Annotated in this window: 14 protein-coding genes; 8 read left to right on the forward strand and 6 right to left on the reverse strand. The window is 65.3% G+C overall.

Features of this window, described 5'->3' with window-relative positions:
* Nucleotides 1-38: 38 nt before the first annotated feature.
* On the forward strand, nt 39-1,496 hold the full coding sequence (locus ACW179_RS01245) for a tetratricopeptide repeat-containing sulfotransferase family protein (RefSeq protein WP_492062154.1): 1,458 nt from the start codon (nt 39-41) through the stop codon (nt 1,494-1,496).
* 87 nt (nt 1,497-1,583) lie between these two features.
* Here the strand turns inward: ACW179_RS01245 and ACW179_RS01250 are convergent, their stop codons facing one another.
* A complete protein-coding gene (locus ACW179_RS01250) occupies nt 1,584-4,733 on the reverse strand; it encodes a TonB-dependent receptor (protein WP_492062156.1) in 3,150 nt (1,049 codons plus the stop codon).
* A gap of 600 nt (nt 4,734-5,333) precedes the next feature.
* On the opposite strand from ACW179_RS01250, the gene ACW179_RS01255 reads away from it, so the two are divergent.
* On the forward strand, nt 5,334-5,744 hold the full coding sequence (locus ACW179_RS01255) for a TIGR01244 family sulfur transferase (protein ID WP_492062158.1): 411 nt from the start codon (nt 5,334-5,336) through the stop codon (nt 5,742-5,744).
* Between the two features lie 72 nt (nt 5,745-5,816).
* Here the strand turns inward: ACW179_RS01255 and ACW179_RS01260 are convergent, their stop codons facing one another.
* The gene (locus ACW179_RS01260; RefSeq protein ID WP_492062161.1) at nt 5,817-5,957 is read right to left on the reverse strand and encodes a hypothetical protein; all 141 of its coding nucleotides are present in this window, start codon (nt 5,955-5,957) and stop codon (nt 5,817-5,819) included.
* Between the two features lie 59 nt (nt 5,958-6,016).
* Here ACW179_RS01260 and ACW179_RS01265 point away from each other — a divergent pair, with 59 nt between their 5' ends.
* Nucleotides 6,017-6,907, forward strand: a complete 891-nt coding sequence (locus ACW179_RS01265; protein ID WP_492062163.1) for an MBL fold metallo-hydrolase — start codon at nt 6,017-6,019, stop codon at nt 6,905-6,907.
* A gap of 3 nt (nt 6,908-6,910) precedes the next feature.
* Here the strand turns inward: ACW179_RS01265 and ACW179_RS01270 are convergent, their stop codons facing one another.
* A complete protein-coding gene (locus ACW179_RS01270; protein WP_492062165.1) occupies nt 6,911-9,904 on the reverse strand; it encodes a long-chain-fatty-acid--CoA ligase in 2,994 nt (997 codons plus the stop codon).
* Between the two features lie 291 nt (nt 9,905-10,195).
* On the opposite strand from ACW179_RS01270, the gene ACW179_RS01275 reads away from it, so the two are divergent.
* A complete protein-coding gene (locus ACW179_RS01275) occupies nt 10,196-11,914 on the forward strand; it encodes an ATP-binding protein (RefSeq protein ID WP_492062166.1) in 1,719 nt (572 codons plus the stop codon).
* Here ACW179_RS01275 and ACW179_RS01280 read toward each other — a convergent pair.
* On the reverse strand, nt 11,847-12,248 hold the full coding sequence (locus tag ACW179_RS01280) for an AAA family ATPase (protein ID WP_492062168.1): 402 nt from the start codon (nt 12,246-12,248) through the stop codon (nt 11,847-11,849). The two genes, ACW179_RS01275 and ACW179_RS01280, sit on opposite strands and share 68 nt — an antisense overlap.
* Before the next feature lie 200 nt (nt 12,249-12,448).
* Between ACW179_RS01280 and ACW179_RS01285 the strand changes: the two genes are divergently transcribed.
* The 4 genes from ACW179_RS01285 (at nt 12,449) to ACW179_RS01300 (ending at nt 17,373) form a co-directional block, all read left to right on the forward strand.
* A complete protein-coding gene (locus ACW179_RS01285; RefSeq protein WP_492062170.1) occupies nt 12,449-13,054 on the forward strand; it encodes a PadR family transcriptional regulator in 606 nt (201 codons plus the stop codon).
* 60 nt (nt 13,055-13,114) lie between these two features.
* The gene (locus ACW179_RS01290; RefSeq protein WP_492062172.1) at nt 13,115-13,810 is read left to right on the forward strand and encodes a siderophore-interacting protein; all 696 of its coding nucleotides are present in this window, start codon (nt 13,115-13,117) and stop codon (nt 13,808-13,810) included.
* Between the two features lie 228 nt (nt 13,811-14,038).
* Nucleotides 14,039-16,084, forward strand: a complete 2,046-nt coding sequence (locus ACW179_RS01295; RefSeq protein ID WP_492062174.1) for a phytase — start codon at nt 14,039-14,041, stop codon at nt 16,082-16,084.
* A gap of 299 nt (nt 16,085-16,383) precedes the next feature.
* Nucleotides 16,384-17,373, forward strand: coding sequence for an acyltransferase family protein (locus tag ACW179_RS01300; RefSeq protein WP_492062176.1), 990 nt, complete (start codon nt 16,384-16,386; stop codon nt 17,371-17,373).
* Here the strand turns inward: ACW179_RS01300 and ACW179_RS01305 are convergent.
* Both ACW179_RS01305 and ACW179_RS01310 read right to left on the reverse strand, forming a co-directional pair.
* Nucleotides 17,370-18,929, reverse strand: a complete 1,560-nt coding sequence (locus tag ACW179_RS01305; protein WP_492062178.1) for an alpha-N-arabinofuranosidase — start codon at nt 18,927-18,929, stop codon at nt 17,370-17,372. The two genes, ACW179_RS01300 and ACW179_RS01305, sit on opposite strands and share 4 nt — an antisense overlap.
* A 59-nt stretch (nt 18,930-18,988) precedes the next feature.
* Nucleotides 18,989-20,791, reverse strand: a complete 1,803-nt coding sequence (locus ACW179_RS01310; RefSeq protein ID WP_492062181.1) for an IlvD/Edd family dehydratase — start codon at nt 20,789-20,791, stop codon at nt 18,989-18,991.
* Nucleotides 20,792-21,054: the final 263 nt, after the last annotated feature.

Here is a 21,054-nt window from a genome sequence, read left to right on the forward strand (position 1 = left end):
CTGTCCCGGCGACTTTTTACACAGGAACCTTTGGCGTCGTGGATAGCCAAGCCAGCCTTTCAAATCTGATGAGCGCCTTTCAGTCGCGGGACCGCGATCTGGCCGCCCGTCTCCTCGGCGACTTGGTCAGGGTCCGCCCAGCACTCGGTGAAACCTGGGGCGCGATATCCCGCCTCGCGTCCACCCTTGGCGAGGTGGACTATTCCCTGGAAGCGTTGAGAGCCTATGTCGCCCTCCAGCCGGAAGATCCCATCCGGCGAATGAACTACAGCGCCACACTGGCGAAGCTGGGGCGTGTAGAAGAGGCTCTGGACCACGCTCTGGAGATAGCGGCGGACTATCCGCTCGATGCGCGGGTCATGCATCTGAAGGGGACGCTGCAGGCCCAGTTGGGACAGGGTGAAGCGGCGCTGCAGGACCTGAGAAAGGCCCTTATGCTGCATGGTTCGGCTGACGCAGCCGCCTGGACCTGGCTAGCCATCGCAGACCTGAAGTCGTTTACTCAGGACGACAACGACCTCACCACCCTGATCGACCTGAGCAAACGAGCCATGTCCATCGAGGCCCGCAGTGCGGTCGACTATGCCTTGGGTAAGGCTTTCAATGACATCGGAGACGCCAAGTCCGCCTTCGCCGCCTATTCCAGCGGCGCTGCCGCCATGGCCAGCAAGGCCCCTTTCGATATCAGGGCAGAAACAGCCTTTGTAGATCTCTGTCTCCGGGACTTCGACGCCGGTCTCCTTGGCCGTCTGACGCCGAGTCTCGTCGACTCTCGCCGGCCAATATTCGTGCTGGGGCCACCGCGCTCCGGAACCACGCTCGTTGAGCAGATCCTTGTGAGCCATAGCGAAGTATCGAGTGGCGCGGAAGTAAACCTCTTCACAGTCGCCGCCATGTCACTCAAGGCCTTCACACCAGATAGCGTGACCCGCTTTAACGGTGAGCACGCGAATAGCGATCCGTGGGGCAAGATTGGTCGCTCTTACCTTCATCTTCTCAATCAGAGATTTGGCAAGGAAGGCCGGATCGTCGACAAGACACTCAATCAGGGCCGCATCCTGGGGATCATCCAACATGTCTTGCCGGAATCTCGCTTTATCTGGATGACGCGCAACATCGGCGATGTCGCGTGGTCATGTTTCCGGACCCGATTTGCGAGCAATATCGACTGGAGTTGGTCACTCGAGTCGATCGGCGGCTATCTGAGGCAGGAGGATCGGCTGCGGAACCACTGGAGCACCCTGCTGCCAGACCGAATTCTCGAAGTTCCCTATGAGTCGCTTATCGAGGATCCGGAGGCCTGGATTCCCCGCATTCTCGCTCACGTGAACCTGCCCTTCGAGCCGGGCGTGATGTCATTCCATGAGACGCGCCGCCCCGTCCAGACGGCCAGCGTCGCACAGGTTCGGCGGCCCCTCTACCGGACATCGATCAATGGATGGCGACGCTATGAAGCCGAGCTTCAGCCCATGTTTGAGGCGTATCACAAAAAATAAATAGGGCGGCCCCACGAGGAGCCGCCCTATTTTTCTGCCCGATCACCCTCGCTGCTGTTCACAGCGAGGGTGGTGCTTGGCTATGCCCTAGAACTTGTAGGACATCCCGATACGGACATAGCGCGGCGTCTGATAACGCGAGACCTTGCCATAGTTGGGGTCAAGATCGCCGACAGCCGTCAGTTCGCCGAACTCGTTAAAGTCCTGCGCCGACTTGGAGTTGAAGACGTTGAACACATCGGCGCGCACCGTCAGCGACTTGCCAAGGCCGTTCAGCCAGGCGTCAGGCAGCGTATAGGCGACGGTCAGGTCGAAGTTCGTCAACCAATCAGACTCAAACTGCGAACCGCGAGCCGTCGGCTTGCCGTTGCAGAACCACGATGCTGCGCCGTAGAGCGCCGCAAAATCGTCGGTCGGGTGGTAACCGATACAGCCAAACTTACGGGGCGACTGAACGATCATATTGGCACCGATCAGCAGGTTCTCGACCGGCACATAGGTGCCATAGGCCTTGAACGAGTGGCCACGATGGTTCGGCAGTTGACCATAGGCATAGTCGACGAGGCCGGGCTGGTCGAAGTCCTGGCTCAGGCCCGGGTCGGTCTGGCCATTGTCAGACTTCAGCGCGCCTTCGTAGTTGCCCTTGGATTCCGACGCCACGTAAGACGCGCGAGCGCCCCACTTGCCGTCAAACGCCCGCTCCAGGCTGACTTCCAGCGCGATGTATTCGCGCTTGGGGGCGGGATAGTTCAGGTCCGCCTTCGTCAGCTTCACAACGCGGTCCTTCGCACCGGCGCCCAGCGAAGTTCCCGCCAGATCAGCCGCCGAAAGGGTGATCGTCATGTCTTCGCCAGGGTTCGTGAGAACATACTGGTGGAAGCCGGTCCAGACGCTGCTGCAGCCCGAAATGCCTTGAGCATCGCAGTAGGCCAGCACGGCCTTGTCGATCGCCACGTCGTCAATCGCCTTGCCGAGGTCACGATAGGTGAGCTTGACAGCGCCGCTCCAGCCGGAACCGAAGTTGCGCTCGAGACCCAGGACGTACTCATCGACGTACATCGGATCGATGTCCTTATCGACCTGGGTCGAGATCGGACGCACCGTACCGTCGGCATTGGTGCCGGGCGCGGCCAACGAACCCAGGATGGGTTCGAAGGTCGTGTCGTTGATACCATCGCGATTGAGATCGGTGGGCCCGCCTGTGACGTTCAGGTTCCACGTGTCGGAGATGAAGAACTCCTTACCCGCAAGGCGCTGGTTGGTGTTCACGGCGACGGGCAGATAGTACTTGCCGAAGAAACCGAACAGCTTGGTGGTCTGATCACCGAAGACGTCATAGGTGGCGCCCAGGCGCGGGGCCCACTGGTTCTTCAGGTCGACGAATGCAACATCGACGATGTTCTTGTTTTCAAACGCTTCATTGCGCAGACCCAGGTTGAGGGTCAGCTTGTCGCTGACTTGCCACGAGTCTTGAATGTAATAAGCGTTTTGGGTCGAAGACCAGCCACCGTCGTTGTCATAAGCGCGAACGCGAACGCGACGGGCCTTACCGATCAGGTCGGTGCGCCCGGCAGGGGCGTTGGCCGCCGTGAATGGCGTCTGATAGCGATACCAGAGCCCGCCCGTAACCTCGTTGGTGCAGTTAATACCGCCCGGGAAGCCGCCGGGACGGCAATAGTTCAGGCCCTTGCCCGAGTAGTCGAGCGTCTGGGTGGCTTCCAGCTTTTCCTGGTCGATACCGAAACGGAAGTGGTGATCGCCGAAGAAGCTCGCATAGACGTCAACGTCAAAGCGCAGGATTTCGCGACGGTCAGCGTTTGTCGAAGGCTGGGCGTTGATCGCGCCCAACGGGAAGGCGACACCGACGCCAGCTTCGACTTTACCATCACCGTCAGCATCGTAGCCCGCGATCGTCGTGATGTAGGGCTTGCTGTCCGAAGGCGAAGAAACGACCTCGTCATACTCATTGACGCCGTAAGACAGCGACGTGGTCAGCCAATCAGTCCAGACGCCCGTGTAACGCGCGATGTAGTTTTCGCCACCGGACTCGAACAGGCTGACGCCGTCGTTATTGACCTTACCCGACGAATAGATCGTGGTCTGGTTGGTCGCCGTCGTGATCTTGTCGGTCCAGTAGGTAAAGTCGATGCGCTGCTTGTCCGTGATCAGGAAGTCGACCTTGCCGCCCCAGAACGGATCGTCATTCTTTTGATCGACACCAATGGAGTTGGCGCCCAGATCGTAGCTTTGGCGATCACGGAAGTTGTAAAGGCCGTAGACAAACAGGCGATCCTTGATCACCGGACCGCCGGCCTGGATGATCACGTCGGTCGACTTCGACTCATCAAGGTTGTTGCGGGCCAGATAGGTGTTCGGCGACTTGGCTCGCAGGTCGTTCAGTTCGGCATAGGCCGAGACCTCAAATTCCCACTCGTTGCCGCCGGACTTGGTGACCGCGTTCAGAACGCCGCCGGTGCCGCGACCGAACTCAGCCGAATAGCCGCCGGTCTTGACTTCAAGCGTCTTGTAGAACTCGAACGGGACAGTGCTCGACCCGGTGAAATCACGGAATTTGGTGATGTTCAAACCGTTGACGAAGTAGGTGTTTTCGCCGGCCGAGGCACCGCCGATGGTCGGGATGTTGCCGAAGGCGGAGTCGGACTGCGTGACGCCCGGCGCCAGCAGGGCGACGGCGGCGGCCGAGCGTGCGATCGGGGCGCGTTCAGCGATCTGCTCAACATCAACGGTCAAGCCAGTCGTGGTCGAGTCAAACTCGGAAACAGCGCGCGAAGCGCCCGTCACGATAATGGCTTCAACCTCGTTGGCACCGCCACCGAGCGACGCCAGCGTAAACGTATAGGACGTCGTGCCGCCGACGCCGACTTGAGCGCGGCTGGTCAGCGGGGTGAATCCGGGAGCGGTGACCTGAACCTCGTAGCTACCTGCCGGCAGTGCGATAGCGCGGAACGCGCCGTCAGCCGCCGTCGAGTAGGTGCGGCTGAAACCTTGCCCACGCGACGTCACCGTCACAGCGGCACCCGAGATCGGCGAACCGGCCTGGTCCTGGATCGAACCGCTAAGCACGCCCTGAACCAAGTCCTGGGCGCTGGCCAGGGTCGGGATTGCCGTGGCGACGGCGGTGAGCGCCAGAGGCGCTGCGACGGAAGCAAGACCCGCCAGCAGCGTAGACGTCAGCAGGCGCGCGCGGACGCTGCCCTTGGTGGAATTCATATTCATCTTATCCCCTCTAACGCGAGGCAGCGTTGTGGCCGGACAGATCCCCTCAAGAAACTTTTCGTCCGACCAGCGCGGAATTCCGCGCATCTGCATCGCGAGATCACTGGTGTCCCGGAAACATTTCCCCGGTTAGGCCGACGTTAGGAGCCGCGCGTGTTTTGGGTCAATTAGCATTACAGTCCGGTAACCCACATCGCCCACCCCTGTCGCATAATCGCAACATAGGAGGCCGTTTTGCGCTGCAGCTGCGAAGAGGGTTGCCACTGGTTGCGGTCACGCCAGCACAGGCACAATCTATCCGCCTGTTTTCCTTGCGGGATTTAGGATAGCGACAATCGACGAACGGCAAGCCCTCTAGCTTTTCCCCCGCACCGAAAACTCTCCGCACAAACTTGACATTTCAGCCAACCCTTCCAACCAGATGGCTATTGCCGTCAATTTCAACCCAATAACGCGGATTTTTGCGGCGTTATATTTCGACTATGCCGTTTTGTTAGGCATGGCCGCGCAACAGGCGCCCGTTGCCACAACAGGCATGAACTCCGATGATATGCGCCCCGGTCGCGCGGTCGCGGTCAGAGAAGAGTGGTAGTCAGCCCGATGAGCCAATTTCGACGTGTCACCGAATCCCTGTCCGTGAGCCCGCAGATCACCGAAGCGGACCTGGCCGTGGCCGCCGCCGAGGGCTTTGCGCTGGTCATCAACAACCGCCCTGACGGCGAGGACCCGGGGCAGCCTTCGGGCGTCGTCATGGAAGCCGCCGCCCGTGCGGCCGGCCTGGATTATGTGAGTATTCCGGTGAGGGGCGGCCCGGGCCCCGATCAGGTCGAGGCCATGCGCGCGGCGATCGAAGCCGCCAAGGGGCCGGTGCTGGCCTTCTGCCGGTCGGGCACCCGGTCTATCGTGACCTGGTCGCTGGGCCAGGCGCTTTCGGGAAAGGCTGATCGCGAAACCCTGGTCGCCCAGGGTGAGGCGGCGGGCTATGACCTGTCAGGTATTCTTCCGCGCTAAGGGGCCTGATGGGTTGGAGTTGAAGATCGCCGGGACCTGCCACAAGCGGTTGCGAACCTGGAAGTCGGCAAGCTAGCTGCTGACACGCGCGGCCATCGGCGAGGGCTCGGCTTCGCAACTGGCGAGAACGAACTGCGCCATAATGAGACACAGAATGGCAAAGGCCGCGCGCTGAAGCCGTTTTGAGACAAAGATCGCCGCGTCCGCCACCATGGCCCGTCCTCCACAAGGTTACTGGAGGCTTAACCGCAAGACCGGCGCCGGAGAGCGTGATGATCCCCTTCGTTCGTGAGATCGAGTTCGAATACGGCCGCTGCGACCAAGTCTCGCCCCTGATCCGCCGGGTGATCGCCCGCAACCCGGGGCCCTTCACCTATACGGGCACGGGGGTCTACATCGTCGGTCGGGGGACGGTGGCGGTGATCGATCCGGGCCCCGAGATCCCCGAGCACCTCGACGCCCTGCTGGCGGCGCTGGAGGGCGAGACGGTGAGCCATATCTTGGTCACCCACCATCACCTGGACCACTCACCCCTGGCCCGCCCCCTGGCCGACATCACCGGCGCGACCATTCTGGGCCGCGCCGCGCCCTCCGATCATGGCGAGGCGCATGCCGGGCTGGAGGAAGGCGCTGACGGCCGTTTCCGTCCCGACGTCGAACTGGCGGACGGCGATGTCATCTCGGGGCCGGGCTGGACCCTGAAGGCGGTGACCACGCCTGGCCACACCTCCAACCATGTGTGCTTTGCGCTGAAAGAAGAGAACGCCCTGTTCTGCGGCGATCACATCATGGGCTGGTCAACCACGGTCATCACGCCGCCGGACGGCGACATGGGCGACTATTTCGCCAGCCTGGCCAAGGTGAAGGCGCGAAACTTCGACACCCTGTGGCCCACCCATGGCGCGCCGGTGCGGCAGGTCGAGCCCTTCATCGACGCCTATGTGGCGCACCGCCGGGCGCGCGAGGCGCAGATTCTCGACGCCCTGAGCCTGGGCCATAGCCAGATCAAGGCGATGGTCCCGGCCCTCTACGCCACCGTCGATCCGCGCCTGCACCCGGCGGCGGCCATGTCGGTTCTGGCCCACATGCTGCATCTGGTCGCCGAAGGCCGCGTGACCTGCGACGGCGCGCCGGGCCTGGATGCTGACTATCGGCTGGCCTGAGCCCTACTGACCCATCGCCGTCGCCAGGCCCCGGATACGGGCGCAGTTGCGGCCCAGATCTGGCCCGGGATCACGCCCAATGGAGCGCATGTCGACCCGCGCGCCGGCGGCGTCGGGCCTGACGCGCACCACCAGGTCATCGACCAGGCCATACCAGAAGCTCTTGCCCGTGGCCTCCAGGCGGCCGTCCATCGGATCGTCGGTGGTCAGGGTCAGGCCCTTGGCCTGTACGGCGGCCTTGGCGGCCTCGTAGGCGTCGGCCGGCGAGCGTTGCAGGATCAGGGGCCGTGCAGCCGGGCAGGTCTCGGCATTGACGTCGGCCACCCGGCGGCCGGCGAAGGCCGCCGAACCGACAGGCAGGCTGGGATCATCCTCGACCGCCTGGGCCGAGCCGCCGCGCGCCGCCAGGGCGGCGTCGGAGAAGCCCAGCGGCGTCTTCCAGTCGGTGGCCACGTCATGGATCGGCGGCGCCATGCCGCCCACGGCCTTTGCCGCCAGCATCACGGCGATCGTACCCACCGTGATCACCAGGGCCAGCAGGGCGCGCTTCCACAGCTTGGAGAAGCCGGCGATCAGCGCCACGATCAGGCCCAGTACGCCGCTCGCCACGCTAAGGAAGGCGGCCTTGGGCGCCCAGTCCTGGGTCATGCTGCCATAGCCGAGAGGCGTAGGGATCAGGCCGAACTTGACCCCCAGCGCGCCGGCCGCCAGCAGAACGGCGGGCGCCAGGGCCAGGACCAGGGCGAAATCCAGATAGGCCGTGGCCCAGCCCGGCGCAGCCGCCGTGGCTTTGGCGCTCCTGCGCGGAACCACCGGCATGGCGAACGGCAGATCGTCCAGGGCCGGGGCCTGTCCGGGAGCCGCCAGAAACGCGGCCTCCGGCGTCGGCGACAACGGCCCGGCGTCGGCGGCCACCGCCAGCGGTCCCAGCGGGAAGTCCGACGGCGTGTGGAGGCGCAGGGGCGCATCATCGGCGGCGTCTGCCGGCACCGTCGGCTCAACAGTAATCGGCGGCGCGACCGGCTCCACGACAGCCGGCTCTGACGCTATGGGCTCCGGCGGCGCAGGTTCTGGCGACACAGGTTCTGGCGCGACGACGTCCGACGGGTCGAAAGCGACCGGCGCAGGTTCGACGTCAGCGTCAAGGGTCAGATCAGGTTCGGCGACAACCAGGGCCGGGACGGTGGCCGTTTCGACCGTCCCGGCCTCAGGCTCCCCCGAGGCAGAGGTCTCCACAAGATCGATGTCCTGCAGATCTGCCGGCGTCGGCTCTGGTTCAGGCGCATACAGGCGGACGACCTGCGAACCATCGGCGGCCGCCAGGGTTGCGGCGGCGGTCGTAACGGCGACTGCGGTCGGCAGCACATAGTCCTTCAGCCGCGCCCGGATCAGCTTCTTGTCGATCTTGCCGGTCGCGCCCAGCGGGATGTCGTCCACAAAGACCACGTCGTCAGGCATCCACCACTTGGCAATCTTGCCTTGCAGGAAGTCGAGGAACTCTTCCTTGGTCGCCGTCTCGCCGTCCTTGAGCTTGACCAGCAGGATCGGGCGCTCGTCCCACTTGGGATGCGGCACGCCGATCACGGCGGCCAGGGCGGCCTTGGGATGGCCGGCGGCAATATTCTCGATCTCGATCGTGCTGATCCACTCGCCGCCGGACTTCACCACGTCCTTGGCGCGATCGGTGATCTGCATGAAGCCGTGGTCGTCGATGGTGGCCACGTCGCCGGTGTCGAAGAAGCCCTCGTCATCCAGGATCTTGCCGCCCGCGCCCCGGAAGTACTCCCCGGCAATGGTCGGGCCGCGGACCTTCAGATTGCCAAAGCTCTTGCCGTCGTGAGGCAGGCGCGCGCCGGCGTCGTCGGTGATCTTGAGTTCCACACCCAACGGGGGGCGGCCCTGCTTGAGGCGGTAGGCCATCTGCTGATCATAGGGCAGCTTCGCCAGATCATCGGTCATCACCGACAGCGTGCCCACTGGCGAGGTCTCGGTCATGCCCCAGGCGTGGACCACCTCGACGTCATAGTCTTCCTGGAAGGCGCGGATGATGTGTTCGGGACAGGCGGCACCGCCGATCACCACCTTGCGCAGCACAGGCAGCTTCAGGTCGTTGTCGCGCAGGTGCTGCAACAGCATCTGCCAGACCGTGGGCACAGCGGCCGAGAAGGTGACGCCTTCGCTGTCTAGCAGTTCATAGATCGAGGCACCGTCCATCTTCGCGCCCGGCATGACGATCTTGGCCCCGGTGGCCGGTGCCGAAAAGGCGATGCCCCAGGCGTTGGCGTGGAACATCGGCACCACCGGCAGGATCACGTCGCGCTGCGACATGCCCATCACATCGGGCTGCAGGGTGATCAGGGTGTGCAGCACGTTGGAGCGATGCGAATACATCACCCCCTTGGGGTCGCCCGTCGTGCCCGAGGTATAGCAAAGCCCGGCCGCCGTGCCCTCGTCGAACCCGCCCCAGGCACAGTCGCTCGACTGGGCCTCGACCAGGGTCTCGTAGCAATGCACGCCCTTGAAGTGCGGAGCGTCGCCGGCCGGAGCGAAGCCAGGCATGTTCGCGCCGTCGGTGAAGACGACCACGTGCTCGATGCTGGAAACGCGAGGCAGGATCGCCGCGACGATGGGCAGAAAGGTCAGGTCGGTGAACAGCACGCGGTCGCCCGCATGGTCGGCGATCCAGGCGATCTGCTCGGGAAACAGACGCGGGTTCAGGGTGTGGCAGACCGCGCCAATGCCCATGACGCCGTACCAGGCCTCCATGTGGCGACCGGTGTTCCAGGCCAGGGTCGCGACGCGGTCGCCCGGCTTGACGCCCAGCGACAACAGGGCGTTGGACACCTGCTTGGCCCGCCGGTGGATGGCGCCATAGGTGGTTCGCACGATCGGGCCCTCGACCGAGCGGCTGACGATTTCGCGGCTACTATGCCACTGGGCGGCGTGGTCGAGGATCTTGTCGACCGTCAACGCCCCGTGCTGCATCAGACCTTGCATCGAACCGGCTCTCCCGAAGGCTTATCTTTGTTAAGGTGAGGCTAACGGGCGGCGCCTTCGCGCGCAACACGGCGCGCGCAAGGGGCGAACCGGCGCGCGCTGGAACGCCAGCGTGGGGTTGTGTCTTCGGGCACTACTCGCGCCTGTGCCGTTCCGCCGCAGCCTGGCATTGGACAGTTTGTTTCCGATTCACGCTATGCTGAGCCGTCAGACGACTTCCCGTCTGGCCGGGAAATCGCCTTGAGCTGGTTGAAATCTCCCTGGGCCGACGCGCGGCTTGATGAAGTAGCGATGGACACCCATCGCCTGCTGCCCTCGCGCATTGCCTCGGCGGTGCTGGTCGCTCTGGTGATCGGCAGCGCCCTGGGCATGCCCCTGGCCCTGACCTGGCTGGCCTCGCTGATGGCCGCAGAGGGTCTGGCGAGAATCGTGACCCGCCAGTTCTCATCCGAACGCGCCGGCGCACACGGCCACCGCGCGGCCTTTGTCCTGGCCGCCCTGCCCATCAACATCATCTGGGCCTGGCTGGCAGCGATGCTGTGGCTGGACACCGCCGCCGACCTGAAACTGGCCGCCATTGCGATCTGGGCAGGCCAGATCGTCTATACGCAAAACTTCAGGCATCAGCCCTGGACCCTGGTCGCGGTCAACGCCGCAGCGCCCCTGGCCAGCCTGATCGTGTTTCCGTTCTTCTTCTATGACGAGATTGGTATCGGCCCCAACACCACGCGCCTGGGTCTGGTGATCCTGGTCCTGACCACCGTCAACGCCATGATCCTGAACCGCGCGGCCGCACGGCGCATGGACCAACTGACCAGCGGCCTGCGCGAAGAGCGCGAGCGGGCCTTGGAAGCCGCCCGCGCCAAGTCGACCTTCATCGCTGTGACAAGCCACGAGCTTCGCACCCCGATGAACGGCCTGCTGGGCATGGCCTATGCCCTGTCGCGCTCCAATCTCGACGAGGCCCAGCGCGAGCAGGTGCGGCTGATGATCAAGTCGGGCGACACCCTGATGCAGCTTCTCAATGACGTTCTGGACCTGTCTCGCATCGAGGCCGGCAAGGTCGAGCTGACCCCGGCACCCTTCGATCTCCACGAGTCCCTGCACGAGGTGATCGACGCCTGGCGCGACGTCGCCGTGGTCAAGAACCTGAACCTGAGCCTTGAGATCGCCCCAGGCACGCCCGCCTGGATCGAGGGAGACGCCCTGCGCGTGCGTCAGGTGCTGAACAACCTGGTATCCAACGCGCTGAAATTCACCACCCAGGGCGGGGTGACGCTCTCCCTGAGCGCCTCGGCCCTGCGGACCGACGGCCGTCGTGAAATCTGCCTTAGCGTCACCGATACTGGCCCCGGCGTGCCCCAGGACGCCGCCGACCGGGTGTTCGAAAGCTTCACCCAGGCCGACGACACCGTTTCGCGCCGGCATGGCGGGGCGGGCCTTGGCCTGACCATCTCGAGGGCCCTGGCCCGCCAGATGGGCGGCGACCTGACCCTGGCGGCCAGCAACCATGGTGCCTGTTTCATCTTCAGCCTGTTGGCGAGGCCCACCCTGCCCCAGGCACAGTCCCAGGCCGAACCTGCGCCACAGGACGGCGGCATGGAAACCATCCGCGTACTGATGGCTGAGGACAATCCGATCAACCAGTTGGTCGTTCAGGCCATGCTGGAGGCAACCGGTCTGTCCCTGACCGTGGTCGACAACGGCAAGGCAGCACTGGCCGCCATGCAGGATGGCGGCTTTGACTGCGTGCTGATGGACATCAACATGCCGGTCATGGACGGCATTACCGCGCTGGAAGCGATCCGCTCGGGCGCCGCTGGCGACCCGGCCATTCCCATCATCGCCCTGACCGCTTCTGCCCTGTCGGGCGACCGCGAGCGGTTCCTGGAAATGGGCTTCGACGATCACCTGGGGAAACCGGTCAAGCCTGCCGCCCTGATCACCGCCATTGCCCGCGCCATAGGGCCAGACTCCCCGGGATCGGACGCCCTGCACGACGCAGCCTGAACCGTTCCAGAGCCGAACGGACAGGGCTTTCCGCCAAGACCGCAAGCCCTCGGCTCGCCGACCACCGTCCTGGAAGAGCCTGATCCAGCTGCTCGAACCGCTGGGCGGGCGTTTCCAGCCCCGAGCCCGCGAGGGCCTGGTCCAGCAGTTGGGTCACGGCGTGGAAGGTCGTATCCGCAAACAGCCGCGCGCCACTGCAGGCAATCCACAGGTGGCGCTCGCCCTTGATGTGGTCGCGAAACTCCTCCGCCAGCCGGGACTTGCCGATCCCCGGCTCGCCGCTGAACTGCCGGGCGGTCTCCAACCCGTCTTCGGGGTCCAGGGCTCGCGCCATCGCCCCGGCATCAACCAGGCTGCACGACAGGAACGTCAGAGGGCGAAGCTCGCTCTGGGGCCGGGGCTATCGCCGCCCCGCCGCCCCCATCCCGCCCATCGCCCCAACCGCACCCGCTGCAGAATTTTCGCCGGGCCCTCTTGATTCGATACGATTTCGATATATCTATCATTTCGATATAACGAAACAGGATCTAAAACATGTACGGAAGACAACATCACCGAGGCCGCGACTGCGGCGTTCACAGCCGTGAGCCCTTTGGCTTTGACGGACATCGCAATCGCTCAGAGGACGACCGGGGCGAGCGCGGCCATCACGGCCGGGGCCCGGGCGGACGCGGCGGACGGATGGGCCGGTTCTTCGACCATGGCGACCTTCGCCTGGTGGTTCTGAAGCTGATCGCCGACAAGCCCAGCCACGGCTATGAGCTGATCAAGGACATCGAAACGGCGGCCGGCGGCGCCTATGCCCCCTCGCCCGGCGTCATCTATCCGACCCTGACCCTGCTGGAAGAGCTGGGCTACGCCACCCAGGCCGAGAGCTCGGGCGCCAAGAAGCTGTTTGCCGCCACGCCCGAAGGCCTGGACTATCTGACCGCCAACGCTGCGGCCGTGACCGCGATCTTCGCCCGCATGGAAAGCTCGGCGGCCGGCAGTCAGGCGTTCTCGCCGCAACTGCTGCGGGCCCGGGAAAACCTGAAGACCGCCCTGCGGCTAAAGCTGTCGGCCGGCGCCCTGACCCCTGAGCAGGTGACCGCCATCGCCCAGGCCATGGACGCCGCCGCTCTCGCCATCGAACAGGCCTGAGGCGCGACCATGACCCTTCACCAGATCCAGCGCGTCCGTCATGAGACGCGCAGGCGGTCCTTGACCGTCACGACCCTGGAGCGCCTGACCCCGCGCTTGCTGCGGATTCAGTTGTCTTCGCCGGAATTGCACGACTTCGTCAGCCTCGGCGCCGATGATCACGTCAAGCTGTTCTTCCAGACCGAAGGCGGCGAAACCGCGATGCGCGACTTCACGCCCCGCGCCTACGACGCCGCCAAGGGCCTGCTGACCCTCGAGTTTGCCCTGCATGACGCAGGTCCGGCCACCCAGTGGGCCGCGTCAGCGGCGGTGGGCGACACACTGGAGATCGGCGGCCCGCGCAGCTCGACCATCATGCCCGACGATTTCGACTGGCTGCTGCTGGTCGGCGACGAGACGGCCCTGCCGGCCATGGCGCGCCGGGTCGAGGAACTGGTGCCTGGTTTGCCGGTGGCCACCTACGCCATCGTCGCGGCGCAGGACGAAGTCATGCGCTTCAGTTCGCCCGCCGACCTGACCCAGACCTGGATCGTGCGCGACGGCGCGGGCGACGACACCGCTCAGCTTCGCGCCGCCCTGGACGGCTTCACCCCGCCGGCCGGCGACGGCTTCGTCTGGATCGCCGCCGAAGCCATCGTGGCCCGCGAACTGCGCCGCTACATGGCCGAGGATCGCGGACATCCGCTTAAATGGATGCGCGCCGCCGGCTACTGGGCGCACGGCAAGGCCGATGGCGGCGGCAAGATCGAGGACTGAGCGCCCATGGCCTTAAACGCCCAGACAGCGGCCCGGCGCGAGGACGGCGCCGGGCGGCGGCCGGGCAAGCTTGCCCGGAACCCTCTGGGGCCAGGGCCGGGTCAGAAGTGTCACAAGACCGTCTTGAAGGTCGCGTAGTCGTCGCCGCGATATCGTTCCTCCTCGAACGGCATCCTGGACGGCCCCCGGCGACGCCAGAGAACGCAGACCCGCAGCCGCAGGCATACGATGCTCAACCGCAATCAACGACTCGCCGCCGCCAGCACTCTGGCCCTGCTGCTTTCGACGCCGGCCCTGGCCCAGGGCCCGGCAACGCTCCCCGCCGTCGCCCCGATCGGCGCTACGGTGCCCACCGCGCAAGGCGGAGCCAATGCGGCGGCCCTGCTCTACAATCGCCAGGACCCTGCCCGCAGCATCATCGCCGCGACCGGCGAACTGGGCGGGCTTGAGTTTCATGACCTGACCGGCGCGCGCAAAGGGGCGCTGCCCGGCGGCGAAACCTATGGCGTCGATGTCCGCGAGGAGGACGGTCGCACGGTGCTGGCGGTGCTGGATCGCCGCGACGGCCGTATCCGCCTTTCGTCCTACGACTTCGCCGCCGGCCAGGCCAACGCCATCGACGCGCGGCCGCTGATGCTGGGCTATGCCGGCGAAGGCCTGTGCCTGCACAAGAGCCCGCGCGACGGCTCGCTCTATGCTTTCGCCCTGGGCGGCGAGGGCCAACTGGACCAGTGGCTGCTGTATCCCACCGCTGACGGCAAGCTGGACGGCCGCCTGGTGCGCCGCCTGCATCTGTCTTCGGAAGCCAAGTACTGCGTCGCCGACGACGCATCCGGCGCGCTCTATGTGGCCCAGGAAGCGGTCGGCGTCTGGCGCTATGACGCCGACCCGGAAGCCGAAGCGGTTCCCACCCTGATCGACGCCGCACGTCTTGGCCGCATCGCCGGCGAGACCGGAGGCCTGGCTGTGCTGAACGGCGGCGCGCAGGGCAACTACCTGATCGCCTCCAACACCGGGGCCGGCGACTACAACGTTTATGACCGCAACGCAGACGACAGGTTCCTGGGCGCCTTCCGCATCCAGGCCGGCGGCGCGGATGCGATCGAGAGCCCTTCGGGTCTGTACGGCATCCGCGCGCCGGTCGGGACGGGCCTGCCCGCCGGGGCCCTTCTGGTCACCGACGACCGCAAGGTCGGCGCCAACACCCGGCTGCTGTCGTGGAAAGACGTCGCTCAGGCCCTGAAGGTCTCGCCCGGCCAGGAGGCCCCGACCGTCACGCCGAGCAAGCTGGCCCTTGTCCAACCGACCATGGAGACCCCGCCCGTCGGCAACGGCGGCGACGCGGCCGATGATCCGGCCTTCTTCATCCACCCGACCGACCCGACGAAGAACGCCATCATTGCCACCGACAAGAAGGGCGGCCTGCTGGTCTATGACCTGACGGGCAAGCTGCTGCAGTCCCTGCCCGACGGCAAGATGAACAATGTCGATCTGCGCGGCGGCTTCAAGCTGGGCGGCAAGACCGTCACCCTCGTCGCGGCCAGCGACCGCACCCGCAAGGCCATCGCCCTCTACACCATCGATCCCGACACCCGCCTTCTGACCAGCGTCGCCGATGGCGTGCAGGCTACCGGCCTCTCCGACCCTTACGGCCTATGCATGTACCGCAACAGGAAGGGCGCGACCTTCGTGTTCATCAGCGACCCCGACGGCGGCGTGCGCCAGTGGAAGCTGGTCGCCACCCCGGCCAGCAAGGTGCGGGCCGAACAGGTTCGCGACCTGAAGTTCGACACCCAGACCGAAGGCTGCGTCGCCGACGACGAGACCGGCGCGCTCTATATCGCCGAGGAAGACACCACCCTCTGGAAGCTGGGCGCCGAACCCTCGACCGGAACCGCCCGAAAGGTCGTCACCCGGGTGATCGACAACCCCGCCCTGAAGGACGATCTGGAAGGCGTGGGCCTCTACGCCCAGCCGGGTGGCAAGGGCTATCTGGTGGTCTCCAGCCAGGGCAACAACAGCTATGCCCTGTTCCGCCGCGAGGGCGACAACGCCTATGTCGGCAGTTTCGCGGTGATCGCCGACGGCGCGACCGGCATCGACGGCGTGTCTGAGACCGACGGCCTTGAGGTGACCAGCGCCTCACTCGGCGCGGGCCTGGAGGCCGGCGCCTTCATCGCCCAGGACGGCCGCAATGTTTCGCCGCCCGAAAACCAGAACTTCAAGCTCGTGCCCTGGTCGGTCATCGCGGCGAAGCTGGGCCTGGGAAACTAGCCACTCGCCTCCTACCGACGGCCGTTGATCCTGACCTCAGAGGGTCCAAATCTGAAAATACCCCATCACCCCGGGACTTGTTCCCGGGGCCCATGGGTCAGCTTCATCGTGAGAGCTCTATTCGGTGCCGCGCCTACGGTGGAACAATGGGCCCCGGGAACAAGTCCCGGGGTGACGGGGGTATAGAGCGCAAGGAGTCGGGCTCAGCGGCACTCGCCTCCAAAGACATGAACGCTTGATCGCAGTCGCCAAATCCTGAAACCCTGCCCCGCCGCTCGAGAGCGGTGTACGGGGGTTTCTTGGCCAAGGCGCGGTTCGAGGCGATGGACGCGGTAAGGGGCGGCGCGGCTATGGCCGTGGTCGTTTACCACCTTGCCGCCTATGCCTATCCGGCCGCACCCCTGTCGGGCGGCTATCTCGCGGTGGACCTGTTCTTCGTGCTGAGCGGCTTTGTGCTCTCGCACGCCTACGGGCAGCGGCTGGAAAACGGCCTGTCGACGCTGCAATTCATGAGGCTGCGCCTCGTGCGCCTGTGGCCGGCCTATCTGATCGGCGTCCTGGCCGGGATCGCCTTCGCCCTGGCCCACGCCCCGATGGCGGAGGTGGGCCTGGCCGCACTCTGCGCCGTGCTGTTCATTCCCCTGCCGCTCGATCTGAGCGAAGGCCGGTCGCTGTTCCCGCTGAACCTGCCCGCCTGGTCGCTGTTCTTCGAGCTGGGCGCCAACCTGGCGTTCGTTCTGTTCTATCGGTTCCTGACCTGGCGCACCCTGCTGGCCCTGCTGCTGGTGTCTGCGGTCGGGCTGGTGGTCGTGGCCATCCGTGCCGAGGGACTTCACGCCGGCTGGGCGCCCGACAATTTCGTGGGCGGCGGTCCGCGCGCCATCTATGGATTCTTCTCCGGTGTGCTGATCCAGCGCCGATGGCCCGAGGGGCTGAAACTGGGTCCTGCTCCTGTCCTTCTGGCCCTGGCCTGCCTGCTGGTGCCGGTCGCCATTCCCTTGCGCGCAGCCTTCGACGTGGCCGTGGTGACGGTCGTCTTTCCGCTCTGCGCCGCTGCGTTGGCCGGTGCCACCCTGTCGTCCCGCGCCGGCAAGGTGGCGACGGCATTGGGCGTGATCAGCTATCCACTCTACGCCGTCCACATGCCTTTCGTGCCGTGGGTGCGCTATCAGCCGCTGGTCGGGCTGATCCTGCTGCTGGTCGCCAGCTATCTGATCGGGCGCTTCTACGAGCCGCCGGTCCGGGCGTTTCTGGCCCGGCGGCTCGTCGGCAAGGTCGCTACAACCTAACGCAGGTCCAGCACCGCCACGGCCTTGGCCGGCAGGACAGCGGTCAGGACGCCGTCCTTGATCGTCGCGCCCTTGAAGGCGACGGGCTTGACCACGTTGGGCGCGGCAAAGGTGTTGTGCGAGGCCATGGTCGGGGCGGTCAGCACCCGTCCTTCCACGCTCTTGCCCGCTACGCCCGACAGCTTGATCCGCACCGTCGCGGACTTGTTGGGATCCAGATTGACCAGGGCCACATGCACCATGCCTGCCGCATCGCGCCCGGCCGAGGCGGTGACGGCCGGCACGCTGGCGGTTCCCAGGGCATAGGCCGGGCTCTCCACCTCGACCGGCAGGGACGTGGCCCCCTGGAAGGGCTTGTAAAGATCATAGACCCAGTAGGTCGGCGTCAGGATCATCTTGTCGCCGTCGGTCAGGATCATGGCCTGCAGCACATTGACCATCTGGGCGATGGCCGTCAGCCGCACCCGATCAGCGTGCTTGTGGAAGATGTTCAGGGTCGCGGCGGCCACAACCGCGTCGCGCATCGTGTTCTGCTGATAGAGGAAGCCGCCGTTGGTGCCGGGCTCGACATCGTGCCAGATGCCCCACTCATCGACATAGAGACCGACGCGCTTTTGCGGATCGTATTTGTCCATGATGGCGCTGTGCTTGGTGACCAGCTCGTCCATGCGCAGGGCCTGCACCATGGTGTTTGCCCAGGCCTGCTCGTCAAACTGCGTAGCCGATCCCTTCTTGCCCCAGTCGCCGGTCGGGATGACGTAGTAGTGCAGGCTGAGCGCATCCATGTGTTTGGCGGCCCCCGCCATCAGGGTCTCGGTCCACTTGTAGTCATCTGCGCCCGGGCCACCGGCGATCTTCACCGTCTTTGTCCCGGCGGGCACCCGCACGAAGGCGGCGAAGTTGCGATAGAGGTTGGTGTAATGCTCGGCGGTCATTTCGCCGCCGCAGCCCCAGTTCTCGTTGCCGACGCCGAAATAGGGCAGCGTCCACGGGTCCTTGCGGCCGTTGCTGCGGCGCAGGTTGGCGATGGTCGAGTTGGTGGGCGAGGTCAGATACTCGACCCACTCGGCCATTTCCTGCGGGGTGCCATTGCCGACATTGCCGGCCACATAGGCCTTGGCGCCGATCAGCTCGGCAAAGTCCATGAATTCGTGGGTGCCGAAGGCGTTGGTCTCCTCGACCCCGCCCCAGGTCACATTGACCTTCACGGGCCGCTTGTCGCGCGGGCCGATCCCCTCGCGCCAGTGATAGTCGTCGGCGAAGCAGCCGCCCGGCCAGCGGACCAACGGAACCTTGAGAGCCTTCAGCGCCGCGACCACGTCGTTGCGATAGCCCTTGGTGTTGGGAATCTTGCTGTCTTCCCCGACCCAAACGCCCTCATAGACGCCTCGACCCAGATGCTCGGCGAACTGGCCATAGACCTCCGGCGCGATCACGGGACCCGGCTGGTCGGCGCGCAGGGTAGCCGTGACGCTGGTCTGGGCCAGGGCGGGGGCGACGGTCAGAACGGTCGCGGCCAGGCCGGACAGCAGGGCAAGCTTAAGCGGCTTCAACATCACGAAGGTCCCTCCCAGAACCGCGCCATTCCTCGGCATTTTGTGTCGTAAAACAGGCCTTAGTGGTTGTCGCGCGGCAGGCCCTTGGTCTGGGCGATACGCTGATACTTCACGGCCGGCTCCAGCACCGCCCCGGTCTCCAGCTGGCCGACGAAGGCCCGCTGGATCTCCTGCCAGGGCGTCTGGCTTTCGGGATAGGCATAGCCGCCGGCGGCTTCGAGCGCAGCGCGGCGGGCCACGATCTCTTCGGGCGTCACCAGCACATCCACCCGCGACTTGCGCAGGTCGACACGCACCCGGTCGCCCGACTTCAGCAGGGCCAGCCCGCCGCCTGCTGCGGCTTCGGGCGAGGCGTTGAGGATCGAGGGCGAACCCGAGGTGCCCGACTGGCGGCCATCGCCGATGCAGGGCAAGGCGGTGATGCCCCGCTTCAGCAGATAGTCCGGCGCCCGCATGTTCACGACCTCGGCCGCGCCGGGATAGCCGATCGGCCCGGCACCGCGCATGAACAGAACGCTGCGCTCGGTGATGCCGACCGCCGGATCGTCGATGCGGGCGTGATAGTCTTCCGGTCCGTCGAACACCACGGCCGCGCCCTCGAAGGCGTCGGGATCTTCCGGGTCTGACAGATAGCGGTCGCGGAACTCGGGCGTGATCACGCTGGTCTTCATGATCGCCGAGGTGAACAGGTTGCCGCGCATCACCACAAAGCCGGCGCGCGAGACCAGCGGCTTGTCGAACGGGCGGATCACCGCTTCGTCCTCGATGGCGACGCCGCCGCAGGCCTGGCCGATCGTCTGACCTGAAACCGTCAGGGCGTCCTCGCGGATCAGGCCCTGGGTCATCAGCTGGTTGACCACCGCCGGCACGCCGCCGGCATGGTAATAGTCCTCGCCCAGATATTCACCGGCCGGCTGCAGGTTGACCAGCAGGGGCACCTCTTCGCCATAGGTCTGCCAGTCATCGACGCTCAGCTCGACGCCGACATGGCGCGCCAGGGCGTTGAGATGGATGGGCGCATTGGTCGAGCCGCCGATGGCCGAGTTGACGACGATGGCGTTGAGGAAGGAGTCGCGGGTGAGAATGTCCGAAGGCTTGATGTCCTGATCGACCAGCTCGACAATCCGCAGGCCGGTCTCATAGGCGTTCTGCTGGCGATCGCGATACGGCGCGGGAATGGCGGCCGAGCCGGTCAGCGACATGCCCAGCGCCTCGGTCAGCGAGTTCATGGTCGTGGCCGTGCCCATCGTGTTGCAATAGCCGGTCGAGGGTGCCGAGCTGGCCACCAGCTTGATGAAGCCTGCGCGGTCGATCTCGCCGGCCGCCAGCATCTCGCGGGCTTTCCAGACGATGGTGCCCGAGCCGGTACGCTCGCCCTTGTGCCAGCCGTTCAGCATCGGCCCCACGGACAGGGCGATGGCCGGGATGTTGACGGTCGCGGCCGCCATCAGGCAGGCGGGCGTGGTCTTGTCGCAGCCGATGGTCAGCACCACGCCGTCGATGGGATAGCCGTAGAGGATCTCGACCAGACCCAGATAGGAAAGGTTGCGGTCCAGGCCCGCCGTGGGCCGCTTGCCGGTTTCCTGGATCGGGTGGACCGGAAACTCCAGCGCGATGCCGCCGGCCGTGCGGATGCCCTCGCGGATGCGCTCGGCCAGCACCAGGTGGTGGCGATTGCAGGGCGACAGGTCGCTGCCGGTCTGGGCGATGCCGATGATCGGTTTGCCCGATTGCAGCTCTTCAAGCGACAGGCCGAAGTTCAGATAGCGCTCCAGATAGAGCGCGGTCATGTCGGCATTGTCCGGATTGTCGAACCAGGCGCGCGAGCGAAGGGCACGGGACGGAGCGGCTGGGGAACTCATGGCAGTCCTTAGGTCGGCGATGGGGCTTGGGGTCGGCGACAGCGAGAAAACGCAGCAACGATAATGACGACTGATCCGCCCTTCGGGCGGAACGATCACATCCTGCTTGCTTCACTCCGGTTTATTTGTCTGACTATACTGACAAATTAGGGGCGTCAACGTGGAGCGACGCGCCGCCACCTGTTCGGCGAGCCGTGCTTTCGAATTGAACCTACACAAGAAACACCTTTCGGCAGTTGTCCGAGGAAAGGTCGCGAGAGATG

Source organism: Caulobacter sp. AVps18 (genome assembly GCF_058681425.1).

Coding starts and splice junctions, on each gene's coding strand:
- ACW179_RS01250 (WP_492062156.1), bottom strand. CDS start 4,733: ATGAATATGAATTCCACCAAGGGCAGCGTCCGCGCGCGCCTGCTGACG.
- ACW179_RS01255 (WP_492062158.1), top strand. CDS start 5,334: ATGAGCCAATTTCGACGTGTCACCGAATCCCTGTCCGTGAGCCCGCAG.
- ACW179_RS01260 (WP_492062161.1), bottom strand. CDS start 5,957: ATGGTGGCGGACGCGGCGATCTTTGTCTCAAAACGGCTTCAGCGCGCG.
- ACW179_RS01265 (WP_492062163.1), top strand. CDS start 6,017: ATGATCCCCTTCGTTCGTGAGATCGAGTTCGAATACGGCCGCTGCGAC.
- ACW179_RS01270 (WP_492062165.1), bottom strand. CDS start 9,904: ATGCAAGGTCTGATGCAGCACGGGGCGTTGACGGTCGACAAGATCCTC.
- ACW179_RS01275 (WP_492062166.1), top strand. CDS start 10,196: ATGGACACCCATCGCCTGCTGCCCTCGCGCATTGCCTCGGCGGTGCTG.
- ACW179_RS01280 (WP_492062168.1), bottom strand. CDS start 12,248: ATGGCGCGAGCCCTGGACCCCGAAGACGGGTTGGAGACCGCCCGGCAG.
- ACW179_RS01285 (WP_492062170.1), top strand. CDS start 12,449: ATGTACGGAAGACAACATCACCGAGGCCGCGACTGCGGCGTTCACAGC.
- ACW179_RS01295 (WP_492062174.1), top strand. CDS start 14,039: ATGCTCAACCGCAATCAACGACTCGCCGCCGCCAGCACTCTGGCCCTG.
- ACW179_RS01305 (WP_492062178.1), bottom strand. CDS start 18,929: ATGTTGAAGCCGCTTAAGCTTGCCCTGCTGTCCGGCCTGGCCGCGACC.
- ACW179_RS01310 (WP_492062181.1), bottom strand. CDS start 20,791: ATGAGTTCCCCAGCCGCTCCGTCCCGTGCCCTTCGCTCGCGCGCCTGG.